The sequence below is a fragment of the Kitasatospora sp. NPDC048239 genome (assembly GCF_043202015.1).
In the GTDB taxonomy this organism is placed as follows: domain Bacteria; phylum Actinomycetota; class Actinomycetes; order Streptomycetales; family Streptomycetaceae; genus Kitasatospora.
This window is the reverse complement of sequence record NZ_JBICZP010000001.1, coordinates 741679-755176: the sequence shown is the minus strand read 5'-3', so window position 1 is coordinate 755176 and position 13498 is coordinate 741679. Positions and strand designations below refer to the sequence as shown.

General features: G+C 73.2%; 9 protein-coding genes and 1 pseudogene. 4 read left to right on the top strand and 6 right to left on the bottom strand.

All coding sequences use genetic code 11. From position 1 onward, the window contains the following. Positions 1 to 82: 82 nt before the first annotated feature. The 3 genes from ACGFZP_RS03290 to ACGFZP_RS03280 all read right to left on the bottom strand — a co-directional run bounded on the left by ACGFZP_RS03290 (position 83) and on the right by ACGFZP_RS03280 (position 4687). A complete protein-coding gene (locus ACGFZP_RS03290) occupies positions 83 to 2089 on the bottom strand; it encodes a protein kinase (RefSeq protein ID WP_392928007.1) in 2007 nt (668 codons plus the stop codon). A 48-nt stretch (positions 2090 to 2137) separates the two neighbouring features. Next, on the bottom strand, positions 2138 to 2809 hold the full coding sequence (locus tag ACGFZP_RS03285) for a TetR/AcrR family transcriptional regulator (RefSeq protein WP_392928335.1): 672 nt from the start codon (positions 2807 to 2809) through the stop codon (positions 2138 to 2140). 222 nt (positions 2810 to 3031) lie between these two features. Then, positions 3032 to 4687, bottom strand: a complete 1656-nt coding sequence (locus ACGFZP_RS03280; protein WP_392928004.1) for an FAD-binding dehydrogenase — start codon at positions 4685 to 4687, stop codon at positions 3032 to 3034. A 298-nt stretch (positions 4688 to 4985) separates the two neighbouring features. Here ACGFZP_RS03280 and ACGFZP_RS03275 point away from each other — a divergent pair, with 298 nt between their 5' ends. Next, complete coding sequence (locus ACGFZP_RS03275) at positions 4986 to 5939, top strand: SGNH/GDSL hydrolase family protein (RefSeq protein ID WP_392928002.1); 954 nt, start codon at positions 4986 to 4988, stop codon at positions 5937 to 5939. Between the two features lie 120 nt (positions 5940 to 6059). Here the strand turns inward: ACGFZP_RS03275 and ACGFZP_RS03270 are convergent, their stop codons facing one another. Together ACGFZP_RS03270 and ACGFZP_RS03265 are read right to left on the bottom strand one after the other, a co-directional pair. After that, on the bottom strand, positions 6060 to 8483 hold the full coding sequence (locus tag ACGFZP_RS03270) for a lamin tail domain-containing protein (RefSeq protein WP_392928000.1): 2424 nt from the start codon (positions 8481 to 8483) through the stop codon (positions 6060 to 6062). Between the two features lie 264 nt (positions 8484 to 8747). Next, a complete protein-coding gene (locus ACGFZP_RS03265; protein WP_392927998.1) occupies positions 8748 to 9734 on the bottom strand; it encodes a LuxR C-terminal-related transcriptional regulator in 987 nt (328 codons plus the stop codon). Positions 9735 to 10074: 340 nt separating this feature from the next. Between ACGFZP_RS03265 and ACGFZP_RS03260 the strand changes: the two genes are divergently transcribed. After that, on the top strand, positions 10075 to 10284 hold the full coding sequence (locus ACGFZP_RS03260; RefSeq protein WP_392927997.1) for a hypothetical protein: 210 nt from the start codon (positions 10075 to 10077) through the stop codon (positions 10282 to 10284). 7 nt (positions 10285 to 10291) lie between these two features. Then, complete coding sequence (locus tag ACGFZP_RS03255) at positions 10292 to 10618, top strand: hypothetical protein (RefSeq protein ID WP_392927995.1); 327 nt, start codon at positions 10292 to 10294, stop codon at positions 10616 to 10618. A gap of 337 nt (positions 10619 to 10955) precedes the next feature. Here the strand turns inward: ACGFZP_RS03255 and ACGFZP_RS03250 are convergent, their stop codons facing one another. Further along, a complete protein-coding gene (locus ACGFZP_RS03250; protein WP_392927993.1) occupies positions 10956 to 12083 on the bottom strand; it encodes a HoxN/HupN/NixA family nickel/cobalt transporter in 1128 nt (375 codons plus the stop codon). Positions 12084 to 12353: 270 nt separating this feature from the next. On the opposite strand from ACGFZP_RS03250, the pseudogene ACGFZP_RS03245 reads away from it, so the two are divergent. Beyond that, a pseudogene (locus tag ACGFZP_RS03245) lies at positions 12354 to 13286 on the top strand (hydrolase); the annotation flags it as partial. Positions 13287 to 13498 lie beyond the last annotated feature (212 nt).

The window sequence follows — 13498 nt, the reverse complement described above, 5'->3', positions numbered from 1 at the left end:
AGACGGGCAGACGGGCAGACGGGCAGACGGGCAGTCGGGCAGACGGGCAGTCGGGCGCAGCGGCCTCAGCCACTCCTGACGGTCAGGGGATGCGCCACTCCTGGTACTTGTTGCCCGGTGTGCAGGTGGCCATGGTGACCGGATTGCCCGCGCCGTTGTCGGTCAGGCAGTTCTTCCCCATGTAGTCCTGCAGCTGGTGGGCGCCCGCGGTGGTCGCGCCGGCCACCGTCCACTTCGTCATGAAGCTGAACCCGGGCGACAGCATGACTTTGTTGCTCGACCAGGAGACGTCCTGGACGAGTGCCGGGTTCGTCAGGCTGCACGGGAAGATCTGGTACCAGCTGCCCGGGTCCGGATCCGAGCGCACCCAGCCGTAGGCGGTCGTACCGCCCATGACGATCCCGGCTCCCGCGGTGGGGGAGTCGGTCGCCAGGCCGAGCTTCAGACCGTCGGCCACGTTGACGATGGCGCCCCACCTGGTGCCACCGCACCCCGCGGGCACGGCCGGTGGCGGCGGGCTCGGTACGGGCGCCGACGGGACGGGCTGGCTCGGGGCGGGCTGGTTGGGTGCGGGCGCCGACGGGACGGGCTGGTTGGGCACGGGCTGGTTGGGCACGGGCACCTGCGGAGCCGGCTGGTTGGGCGCGGGGGCCGCGCCGCCCCCGCTACCGCCACCGCTTGCTGTCCCGCCTCCCGCGCTGCCGCCCCCGCCGGCCGCGCCTCCCCCGCCCGTCTTCGGCGAGGTGCCGCCCGAACCTCCGCCCGAACCGCCCGCCGCGCCACCGGCGCCGCCGGCCGCGGCGGCACCGCCCCCGGGCTGCGGTGCCGCGACCGGCGGCTGGCCGGCCGCGACCGCCGCGGGCGGGGTCTCGGTCGGGGCCGCGCTCGCCGGCGGTTCGGTGCTCGGCGGCGGCGTGGTCGGGGGCTGCTCGCCCGTCGACGCGCTGCCCGTCGACGGGCCGCTGATCACGGACGCCGACACCGTGGCGACGGGCTGCCCGCCGGGGGGCTGCGCCTGCGAGTTGAACGGCCCCCGCTCGACCAGCAGCACGGTGGCGGCGCTCGTGGTGACGATCACCGGGACGACGATGGGCACCAGGAAGCGCTGCCACGTCCGGCGCCGGGCGGGCTCGGGGTTCGTCCGCGGCTCCACCCTGGCGACCTCGACGCCCGCGGCGCCCGCCGCCGCGGCCGCGGGAAGAGCCGGGGGCACGGCACGCACGACCGCGGCGACCGGCGCCGACCGGTCGCCGACCGCGGCCCGTGCCGCGGCCGCCATGGCGGCCGCGTCGGCGAACCGGTCGCCGGGCTGCTTCGCCAGCGCCCGCGCCACGAACTCCCGCACCTCCCGCGGGAACTCCTCCGGGAGCTCCGGCGCGGGCTGCTGGACGTGCTTGAGCGCGACCTCGACCACGCTCTCGCCGGTGAACGGCGGCGTGCCGGTGAGCAGTTCGTAGCAGACCACGCCGAGCGAGTAGAGGTCCGAGACGGGTGTGACGCCCCCGCCCCCGGCCTGCTCGGGTGCCATGTACAGCGCGGTGCCGATCACCACGTTGGTCGCCGTCAGCGTGGTGCTCACGAGCGCCCGCGCGATGCCGAAGTCCGTCACCGTCACCCGGCCGTCCGCGCCCAGCATCAGGTTGGACGGCTTGACGTCGCGGTGCACGATCTCCTGCTGGTGCGCGGCGTGCAGGGCGTCGAGCGCCGTCGCGAGCATGCCCAGGGCCTGCTCCGGCGACATCGGACCGCTCTCCGCGAGGACCTTGTCCAGCGGCCGCCCCTCGACGAGCTCCATCACGATGTAGGCGATCCGCTCGCCCTCGGTGCCGCCGTCCTCGGTACCGCCGCACTCCCCGTAGTCGTGGACGTCCACGATGCCCGGGTGGCTGATCGCCGCGAGCAGCTGGGCCTCGCGCCGGAACCGCCGGGCGAACGTCCCCTCCTCCAGCAGCCCCGCGTGCAGGACCTTCACCGCGACCTGCCGCCCCAGAACCCGGTCGTCGGCACGCCAGACCGCGCCCATGCCCCCGCCGCCGATCCACTCGGTCAGCGTGTAGCGGCCCCCGAGTACGGCCCCCCGACCAGTCATGCCCCGCCCTCTCGCGATTCCCAGCACCAACAGGTTGTCACTACCATGTCACGCCCCACCGTCAGTCCTCCCCACCCCTCGGCCCGCCACCCCGCCGCCGACGGTCACACCGGTCGGCCCGGGCGGCCCCGCCCGCAGCGAGCGCCAGATCCCCTCCGACAGGATCCGGGCGATCTCACCCTGGTCCCCCTCGCAGCCGCCGGACAGCCGGCGGCGGGCCACCTCCGCGAGCGGTCCCATCATCAGGACCTCGACCAGCAGATCGGGCAGGGGCAGGATCTCGCCCCGCTCCATCCGGGCCCGCATCCAGGCGCCGATCACCGCCAGCCTGACCGCCCGGGCGGCCTTGATCTGCTCCGCCCGGGCCGCCAGGTAGCCGGAGTAGGCGGACGAGTGCAGGAAGAGGGCGGCGTCCCGCTGCTCCTCGGTGAACCGCAGGTAGGCGTGGACCAGCGCCCGCACCCCGGCGCGCGCGGTGCGGCCGCTCTCCAGCGCGGCGATCATCTCGTCGAACAGCCGCTCCAGGCATCGGATGTAGAGCGCGGCGGCCAGGCCGTCGAAGCTCCCGAAGTGGTGGTAGAGGCTGCCCAGGCTGACCCTGCTCGCCGCGGTGACGGCACTGACGGTGAACCCCTGCTGGCCCGCCTCCGCGTACACGCGCAGCGCACTGCTGAGGAGCAACTCGACAGTGGCCTCACCCCGTTGCTGCTTGGGGGGAATCTCCGCGCCTCCGCTCGACCGTCCGCCACGGCCTCGGCCGCCAACTCGGCCAGCATAGAACAGAACTGAAGAAGTTCTCTAGAACAATGCTCTACTTCTGACGCCGGATCCGGCCGCGGCTGCGGGCCCGGCCCCCTCCTGGACCAGGCCCGCACCTACCGACCCGCCCGCCCCTCCTGCGCCGTGGCCTCGGCCCCTCCTGCGCCGTGGCCTCGGCCCCTCCTACGCCGTCGCCTCGGCCGCCGCCCGCCCCGCCGTGCGGCCGGAGAAGAGGCACCCCCCGAGGAAGGTCCCCTCCAGCGAGCGGTAGCCGTGCACGCCTCCGCCGCCGAAGCCGGCCGCCTCGCCCGCCGCGTAGACGCCCTCCAGCACCTCCCCGTCGGGGCGCAGCACCCGGGCGGCGAGGTCCGTCTCCAGGCCGCCGAGCGACTTGCGGGTCAGGATGTTCAGCCGGACGGCGATCAGCGGCGCGGCCGCCGGGTCCAGGATGCGGTGCGGTGCAGCGGTGCGGATCAGCTTGTCGCCGAGGTAGCGGCGGGCGCCGTGGACGGCGGTGACCTGGAGGTCCTTGGCGAAGGGGTTGGCGAGCTGCCGGTCGCGGGCCTCGACCACGCGGCGCAGCTCGTCCGGGTCGATCAGCGCCTCGCGGGTCTTCGCGTTCATGCCGCGCGCCAGGTCGGACAGGTTGCCGGCCACCACGAAGTCGGCGCCGTGCCGCTTGAACGCCTCGACCGGCCCGGGTGCGCCGGGCAGCGCCCGGCCGAGCACCCCGCGCAGCGAGCGCCCGGTGAGGTCGGGGTTCTGCTCGGAGCCGGAGAGTGCGAACTCCTTCTCGATGATCTTCTGGGTGAGCACGAACCAGGTGTGGTCGTACCCGGTGGACATGATGTGGTCGAGCGTGCCGAGGGTGTCGAATCCTGGGAAGAGCGGGACGGGCAGCCGGCGGCCGCGCGCGTCCAGCCAGAGCGAGGACGGGCCGGGCAGGATCCGGATGCCGTGCCGGGCCCAGATCGGGTCCCAGTTCTCGATCCCCTCGGTGTAGTGCCACATCCGGTCGCCGTTGATCAGGTTGCCGCCGGCCGCGCCGGTGATCCCCAGCATCAGCCCGTCGACGTGCGCGGGGACGCCGGACAGCAGCCGGGCGGGCGGGGTGCCGAGCCGGGCGGGCCAGGCCTTGCGGACGAGCTCGTGGTTGCCGCCGATGCCGCCGGAGGTGACGATCACCGCCTGCGCCCGCAGTTCGAAGGAGCCGGCGACCTCGCGCGAGCTGGCCTCGCCGCGCGCCGCACCGCTGGGCACCAGCACCTCGCCGCTGACGGTGTCGGTCACCCCGGCCTGCGCGGTCAGCCCGGTGACCCGGTGGCGCGGCCGGTAGTCGACGAGCCCGCGTCCGACGGCCGCGCGGACCCGGCGGACGAAGGGTTCGAGCAGCCCGGGCCCGGTGCCCCAGGTGATGTGGAAGCGGGGGACGGAGTTGCCGGGCCCGTCGGCGAGCAGCCCGCCGCGCTCGGCCCAGCCGACGACCGGGAAGAACCGCACGCCCTGGGCCCGCAGCCAGGCCCGCTTCTCGCCGGCCGCGAAGTCGACGTACGCCTCGGCCCACTGGCGCGGCCAGGCGTCCTGGGGTCGGTCGAAGCCCGCCGTGCCCAGCCAGTCCTGCCAGGCCAGCTCGTGCGAGTCGCGGATCCGCATCCGGCGCTGCTCGGGCGAGTCGACCAGGAAGAGCCCGCCGAAGGACCAGTGCGCCTGGCCGCCCAGCGAGGCCGCGGGCTCCTGGTCGAGCAGGATCACCTTCCGTCCGGCGTCGGCGAGTTCGGCGGTCGCGGCGAGTCCCGCCAGTCCGGCTCCGATGACGATGACGTCGGCGTCCAGGGCCATGCGGGTCCTCCACGGTGCTCCGGCAGTGTCGCGTGCGCCCGATACTGCGGCCTGCGCCGGGGCCCGTCAACCGGCCGGTAACAAGCTGCGGCGGGAATTCCGCTCCGCAGCGTTTCGGAAATACCTTCGATACGCGGTGGAGCGTAATTCGAAATAGATCTGACGGAATTTCGGCGAATTCGGCGGAGTCCATGGACGTGAACGAAACCTGCAAGTAACTTACCTGGGAGTAGCAGTAGCTGTGGCCCGGCTCGCACGACCCCCCACCCACCGTCGTTTCTCTCCCCCAGGAGGAACCGTGCTCCGCCCTGCCCGGAAACTCCGTACCACCCGGAAGCCCCGTACCGCCGGGAGGTCCGCCCTGCTCGGCGCCGTCGCGCTGGGCGCCGCGCTCGCCCTGACCTCCACCAGCGCCCAGGCGGCCACTCCCGCCCCGCGGCACTACGTGGCGCTCGGCGACTCCTACGCCGCCGGCGCCGGCGTGCCCGGCCAGTCGGCCGGCCTCTGCCTGCGCTCCGACCGCAACTACGGCCACCTGGTGGCCGCCGCCCTCAAGGCCGGCGCCTACACCGACGTCACCTGCGCCGCCGCCAAGGTGAAGGCGATGACGCAGCCCCAGTACGACGCCTTCATCCGGGTCAACGACCCGCAGTTGGACGCCGTCACCGCCGACACCGACCTGGTGACCCTCGGGATCGGCGGCAACGACCTCGGCGCCACCGACCTCGGGCTCGGCGAGCTGGTCGGCACCTGTATCGCCGGCGCGGTGGTCAACCCGCTCGGCACCCCCTGCAAGGACGTCTTCCACCACGGCTACTGGGACTGGTCCAGCTGGTCCTGGCAGTACGGCAACGACGACCTCGCCGACCGGATCGCCGCCGCCCGGCCGCAGATCGCCGACACGCTGAAGCGCATCCACGCCAAGGCCCCGAACGCCCGGGTGCTGCTGGTGGGCTACCCGTCCGTGCTGCCCGCCAGGGGCTCGGACTGCTTCCTGCGCCAGCCGGTCACCGCGGGCGACGTGGAGTACATGCACGGCGTGCTCGACCAGCTGAACGCGATGCTGAAGTCCACCGCCGCCGCGGGCGGCGCCACCTACGTGGACACCGCCACCCCGACCGCCGGCCACGACGTCTGCTCGAACGACCGCTGGATCGAGGGCGCCCTGCCCGGCTCCCCGGCCGTCCCGTTCCACCCGAACGCCACCGGCGAGAAGGTGATGGCGGACGCGGTGCTCGCCGCACTGCGGTAGCCGGGAGCAGCCCGGCCCGCACCACGCGGCACGAGCCGCGTCGGCCGGAACCACCGCGGCCGAACACCCCGAAGGGGCGGCGACCGGACCTCGGTCACCGCCCCTTCGGCCTGCCTGGCACTACGGCCTGATGCGGACCACCTGCGGGTCGTGGTCGCTCGCCTGCTTGGCGAACTCGCTGTTGATGTGCACCACGTCGTACTTGGCGTACCCGACCTCGGGGCTGACCAGGATGTGGTCCAGCACCTGCGAGTTGCCCTGGTAGACGTACGAGTACTGCTCCTTCTCCGGCAGCTCGTTCACCAGGTCGCGCAGCACGCCGTCCTTGGTGAGCGTGGTCAGCGCGGGCGAGAACTGGTAGTCGTTGAAGTCGCCGAGCGAGACGACCTTCGCCTCCTTGTCGGCGGCCAGCAGCTTGGCCACGAAGGCCTGCTCGACCTGGGCCTGCTTGGTCCGCTGCACCTCGGAGCTGCGGACCGGGTCCTGGAAGCGGCTGTCGATGCCCTGGTCGCCACCCTTGCTGTTGAAGTGGTTGGCGATCACGAAGACCTTCTTGCCCCGGAAGGAGAACTGGCCCACCAGCGGCTTGCGGCTGTTGGCCCAGGCCTCGTTGGTCGGGTCGATCCGGCCGGGCGAGGCGGTCAGCGCGGTGGCCGCACCGGTGCCGGCCACGTCCACCGCGGAGGTGGCGGCGCCGCCCGGGATGTCGGTGAAGGACACCCGCTGCGGGTTGAAGAGGAACACCTGGCGGATGTTGCCGCCGGGCTCGCCGCCGTCCGTGCCGTTCTGCGGGTCGATCGCGCGCCAGTCGTACGCCGGACCGCCTGCCGCCTTGATCGCGGCGATGAACTTGGTGACGGTCGCCGTGGCGTCCACCGTGCCGTCGTTGACGGCGCCGTTGTTGTCCTGGATCTCCTCCAGGGTGACGACGTCGGGCGAGCGCAGGTTGGTGACCACGGCCTGGGCCAGCTCGGCGAACTTGGAGTCCGGGTTGCCGGGCGCCAGGTTCTCCACGTTGTAGGTGGCGATGGTGAGCTCGCGGTCGGCCGGCTGCGCGGTGACCTCGCGCTGGAGGTGGTTGTCCTGCAGCGCGCCGAGCGGGCCGGCCACCAGGGTGTAGCCGCCGAAGGAGTTGTAGTCCAGCGGGCCGGAGGTGGTGCCGGTCAGCACGTCGCCGACGTTGGCCACCGGGAACGGCTGCTGCGCGACGGGGGCCTGCTGCTGCACCATCAGCCGGCCGACGTTCGGCTCGGCGTAGGACTCGTACAGCACGCCGCCGCGCTGGCTCTTCTGGTCCTGCCGGTCGGCCGCGACCCAGAGCTCGTTGTACTTGTCGGTCGCCTGGATCACCCGGACGTCCCGGACCTCGACGAGCATGCCCTCCAGGGACTCGTAGAAGTCCAGGGTGTACTTCTCCGGGTTCAGCGCCAGGCCCTCGATGGTGCCGCCGGCCGGGGCCTGCGGGGTGTAGGTGCCGGGGATGTTGCGGGTGTCGACCACGACCGCGGCCGGCAGCGGGTTGCCGGAGGAGAGCACGGTGACGGCCGGGTTGGTGAGCTGGGTGAGCGACTGCGAGCCGCCGTTGTAGTTCGGGTAGTACTCCGTCACCTTGCCGGTGACCAGCACCGAGTCGCCGACCTTGACGGTCGGGGTGGCGCTGCCGGTGTAGACGAAGACGCCCTCGCTGGTGGCCGGGTCGGCGTCCGGGTTCGGGTCCTGGATCCAGAAGCCCTTGGAGCCGTAGCCGCGCACGCCGGTGACGATGCCGGGCACGCCCGCGATGGTCTTGCCGGTCCGGGCCGACAGGCGGGTGGTGCCCTGGATGTCGTGGATCCGGACGCTGCCCGGCTCGGTCGGGCCGGTCGGGGTGGAGCCCTCGGCGACCTCGCCCTTGCTGTTGGTCGGGCTCGGGGCGCCGGCCACCAGGTCGGCGGCGTTGTCGTCGCTGTCGGCCAGGGTCGCGCGACGGGCCACCGAGGCGGTGTTGGAGGCGCCGGGGACGGCGGCGGAGCCCTCGTGGACCACGGCGGTGCCGAAGCCCACCAGGTCGCGCACCCGGGCGTCGGACGCGCAGTCCGCGGCGGTCTTGCAGGTCAGCGGGTCGGTGCCCTGGACCAGCGCGACGGTGCCGGCCGTGCCGGACAGCGCCAGCGACCCGGTGGCGTCCGCGGTCGGCAGGTCGACGGTGCCGCCCGCGCCCGCGCCCTCGGCCACCAGGAAGCGCCCGCCCGGGGCGATCGAACCGGTCAGCGGGGTGACGCCCCACTGGGAGTTCGGGCCGGGGGCCGCGGATATGTACTGGACGCTCCAGCCGGTCAGGCCGAACGCCGCGCCGCCCTTGTTGGCCAGCTCGATGAAGTCGTTCTTCAGCGTGGCACCGGAGTTTCCGCCACCGCCGTACACCTCGGCGATCACCGCGTCGGCCGAGGGCGCGGCCACGGCGGCCGGCAGCGGGACGAGCACCAGCGAGGCGGCCAGACCGGCCGGGAGGAGGGTCGCGCGCAGCAGCGCGCGGCGCGAGCGGGGAGCAGAGGGCGTGGTCACCGGGGCGGGACTCCTTGGTCTGCCGTGGCACGCGGCGGCACGGCAACGGGGGTGGCACGATCGCCCGGCAGCGTGGGGCCGCCGGACCGTGAGGGTGGGTCAGGCAGGCGCACACCGCGCACTACCCGCGTAGAAGGCAGGCGCGGAGTCGGGAAACGCCCCCCGCAGCGGACAAGATACGCGCGTAGAAAATGACGCGACAAGCCCCCGGCGGTTAACAATTGGTACCGCCGGGCAGGTGGGGGCCCGAAGCTGTGACGCGCGCTACAACCAGCCGCGCTGAGCCGCCTTCAGACCCGCCTCGAAACGGCTCGCCGCCGCCAGACGCTCCATCAGCACGGCCATCTGCCGCCGGACCGTCCGCACCGAGACGCCCAGCCGTTTGGCCGCCGCGTCGTCGGTCAGCCCGGTGGAGAGCAGCCGCAGCAGCTCCCGCTCGCCCGCGCTCAGACCCGTCCCGGTGTCCTCGGTCCGGTCGGCGCCGAGCGGCGCGGCCGTCTCCCAGGTCTGCTCGAACAGCGCGACCAGCGAGGCGACGATGCCCGGCTCCTCGGTGCACAGGGCGCCGAGCCGGGTGTTCTCCGGGTCGATCGGGACGACGGCCGTGCGCCGGTCGAAGACCAGCATCCGGGGCGGCAGCACCGGCGCGGTGCGCACCTTGCCGCCCAGACCGGTCATCCACCGGGCGTAGCCGAGGCTCTCCGGGTCGTTGCGGATGCTGTCCTGGTAGATCGTCCGCAGGGCGACCCCGCGCAGCAGGGCGTCCTCGTCCAGCGGGCGGGAGGCCGCCAGACTGGCGGCGGACTGCGCGCCGCCGGGCATCACCGCCAGGCACTCGCCGGTCAGCCGGGCGGTGAGCACCTCCAGCTTGGACTGGATCGCGTCCAGGCCCACCAGCCGCTCGCCGCCGTCCACCGGGGTGCTGGAGCGCAGCGCCGCGTACTCCGCGACGGCGCACGCCACGGCGGCCTTGGAGACCACCAACTCCTGCTGGCGGCGGGCGAGTTCCTCCTCCTGGCGACGCAGCAGCAACTCCAGGCCGCGCTCCGGGCTGACCGGCCACAGGGCGCCGGGGCGCTCGCGCGAGGCGCGCAGCAGGGTGAGGTCGGCCAACCGGTCCAGAGCCTCCCGGACGGCGCTCTCGGGCAGCCGCAGCCGCGCGCACAGCTCGATGACCCCGCCCTCGGGGTCGGTCAGCATCTCCCGGTAGACGGCCTCGGCGGTGATGTCCAGGCCCAGCAGCTCCAGCACTTCAACAACCCCCGATCATCATGGAATTGATTTCAGCCAGTCCGCCCCGTCCGGCGATCTTGTCAGCGGCGCCGAGGCGGCGGCAAGGTGCGATCCGGTCACGCGCTCGACTCGCGCGGGCGCCGGGCCGGCGCCGGCGCCGTTGCAGCAAGCTGCCTGTCCGGATGCTGCCCTGGACCGCGCCTGCCCGCGCAGGCCCGGCGCCGGGAGAATGCACCGTGCCCGGGCCGTCCGCAGCGGCTCGACCAGCCCGACCTCACCACCCCGGTCACACCGCCCCGATCCCACCGCCCCGGCTCGATCGCCCTGACTCGACCGCCCGAACAGAACAGGACCCGCCGTGCCCAAGACCGTCCGGCTGCTCGCCGCCGCCGCTGTCGCGCTCACCCTCGCCGCGACCGCCGGGCCCGCCTTCGCCGCACAGCCGACCTCCGCCGGCTCCGCCGCCGTCAGCACGGTGGCCACCGCCGGCGGGGACGCCGCGGGGGACGGCAGCGGCATCGGCTGGGACATCACGCCCGCCGGCACCCCTGGCATCGGCTGGGACTGACCACCCGGTGTTCCCCGTTCAGCTGACCCTTCTGGACGTCTCCGCGCGGCCGCCGGGTGAGGCGAACGCCGCCGCCGTCCAGGACGCCCTGCGGGGGTGCGCGGGCCCGGGCGACGGCCTGGAGCACGTGCGCGCCCGCGCGATGCCCGAGGGGGTGGGCCTGGTGCTGTACGTCCGGGCCCCCGACCGGGCCGCGGCCGAACGGCGGGCGCACGCCCTGCTCGACCGGGCGCTGGCGGCCGGCCCGGCCGGGCGCTTCGCCCCGGCCCTGCCCCTGCCGCCCCGCCGTCCAGGTGCGGACGGCGCGCTCGGCACCGCACGGGCTTTCTGCTGATCGGTCCGAATTTCCACCGATCCCCATCAATCGCTGATTTGGCCGATTCACGTCGGCCGCCGCCGTACGGGCCGATTCAAATCGGCCGATTCAGATCGGCCGCCTCCGGACCGGCCGGTTCAGATCGACCGGTTCAGATCGGCCGCTTCACCCGCCCCCGATCGACGCCGCCCCGGCAGGTCCGTCCAGGACCGCGGAGCCGTCGAGGGGCTCTCCCGCGCGCTGCGGGCCCCCGACCCCCCGGACCGGGGGCCCGCAGCGAAACGGCCGGCCGGCCCGGAGGACTCCCCCGGACCGGCCGGCCGCTGCCGTGCCTGCGCTACTCGCCCTTGTCGGCCTACTCGCCCTTGTCGGCCACGGTCGCCGTGGCCAGGCCCGCCGACCACTTCTCCTCGACCCTGCCGAGCTTCCAGTACGCGATCGCCGCCGCCCAGGTGAGCACGAACAGGCCGACGATGGCGTAGCCGACGAAGTTGAGGTCCAGCTCGCCGACCCAGGCGACCGGTCCGCTGGTGATGTCCAGCTTCTCCCCGAGCAGCCCGACCAGTTCGATCGAGCCGATGACCAGCGCCACCAGGACGGACAGACCGGTCACCGTCAGGTTGTAGTAGATCTTGCGGACGGGCTTGGAGAACGCCCACTCGTAGGCGAAGTTCATGAACGAGCCGTCGATGGTGTCCAGCAGGCTCATCCCGGCCGCGAACAGGATCGGCAGCACCAGCAGCGCATACCAGGGCAGCTGGAAGGCCGCCGCGCCGCCGGCCAGGACGAGCAGGGACACCTCGGTGGCGGTGTCGAAGCCCAGGCCGAACAGCAGGCCGACCGGGTACATGTGCCAGGGCTTGGTGACGGCCCGGGTGACCCGGCCCAGGATGCGGTTCATGAAGCCGCGCTTGTCCAGCTGCGCCTCCAGCTCGGCCTCGTCGAACTCGCCCTCGCGCATCTTGCGGAACACCTTGAGGATGCCGTTGAAGGCGCCCAGGTTGATCAGGCCGATGAGCAGCAGGAACGTCCCGGAGACGGAGACGCCGATCAGGCCGGTGGCCTCGTGCAGGGAGGAGTCGTCGGACTCGACCTGTCCGGCGAGGGACTGGATGCCGAAGGCCAGCAGCGCGCAGAGGCCGAAGACGATCGAGGAGTGGCCCAGCGAGAACCAGAAGCCGACCGACAGCGGCCGCTTGCCCTGGCCCATCAGCTTGCGGGTGGTGTTGTCGATGGCCGCGATGTGGTCCGCGTCGAAGGCGTGCCGCATGCCCAGGGTGTAGGCGGTGAGGCCCATGCCGGCGCCGAACGCCTGGCCGCCGACGTCGTAGTGCTCGGGCGCGATGACCGCGAGCAGGGTGAACCAGCCGATCACGTGCAGCGCGAGGATGAAGCCGCCCATGCCTGCCAGGCGGATCCACTCGTCGCGGGTGAGCCGGTCGCGCCATCTGACGGCGGTGGCACCTGCGGCGGGGCTGGACATCGTGTCGTCCTTTCGGGGAGCGGGCTGAGCTGGGCCATCTTTCCCCCGGCAGTGAAGTAGTTGCAAGTCATGCGCAATTACGGATTGGCGGCGGTCGGATACCCGGGGCGCACGAAGGGGCGCGTTCCCGGGCGCCCGAAAGTCGTCATGCACCGTACAAACCCTCGTAACCTCCGGAGGCTTTCGATCCCGCCTCTACGCGCGGATACTCAGGTTCTACGCGCGAATAATCGGGCGCCGATACCTCAACTCCCCACGGAGGAACGGCATATGATCCGCATTCGAACGGCCGCCGCCCTGGCCGCCTCGGCCCTCCTCGCAGCCGGGCTCACCGGTCTCGCCCCCACCGCCTCCGCCGCCCCCGCAGCCGTCTCCGCCACCCCGCACCGGGTGCTGTTCGACAACAGCAAGGCCGAGACCGCCGGCAACGCCGACTGGATCATCGGCACCGCCCAGCCCGACCCGCTGGTCCAGAACGCCGATCCCAGCACCGAGAAGAGCTGGACCGGCGCCCTCTCCGCCTGGGGCGTCGCCCTCCAGCGGACCGGCCAGTACAGCCTCAAGACCCTCCCGGCCGGCTCCACCATCAGCTACGGCACCGGCGCCGCGCTCGACCTCGCCAACTTCGACACCTTCGTCGTCCCCGAGCCGAACACCCGGTTCAGCGCCACCGAGAAGACCGCCCTCATGCGCTTCGTGCAGAACGGCGGAGGGCTCTTCCTGATCTCCGACCACACCCAGAGCGACCGCAACAACGACGGCTGGGACTCCCCGGCGATCATCAACGACCTGCTGACCTCCAACGGGGTCGACAACACCGACCCCTTCGGGTTCTCCGTCGACCTGAAGAACATCACCACCGACAACGCGCGCGCGGTCAACGACGCCGCCGACCCCGTCCTGCACGGCGCCTTCGGCACCGTCACCGGCTCGATCCTGCGCAACGGCACGACGTTCACGCTCAAGCCCGCCGACAACCCCTCCGTCAAGGGCCTGCTCTACCGCACGGGCTCCAGCGGCACCACCGGCGCCTTCTTCGTCACCAGCACCTTCGGCTCGGGCCGGGTCGCGATCTGGGGCGACAGCTCCCCGGCCGACGACGGCACCGGGCAGTCGGGCAACAACCTGTTCAACGGCTGGAACGACCCGGCCGGCACCAACGCCGCCCTGGCGCTGAACGCCACGGCGTGGCTCAGCAAGGCGTGAGCCCCGCCGCCCGGGCCTGCGGGGCGGCGGGCCCGGGTGCGGTCCCTTCCGTGGGCCCTTCCCTGGGCTCAGCCGTGGGCCCGGCTGCGGGCCCGGCTGCGGCTCGCCAGGAAAAGGTCGGCCTCCTCCCCTAATGTCGGAATGCCGACGCCCGCGGTGCGGGGGCGCTCCTGCCGCCCCCGCACCGCAGGCCCGCCGACCCGCCGACC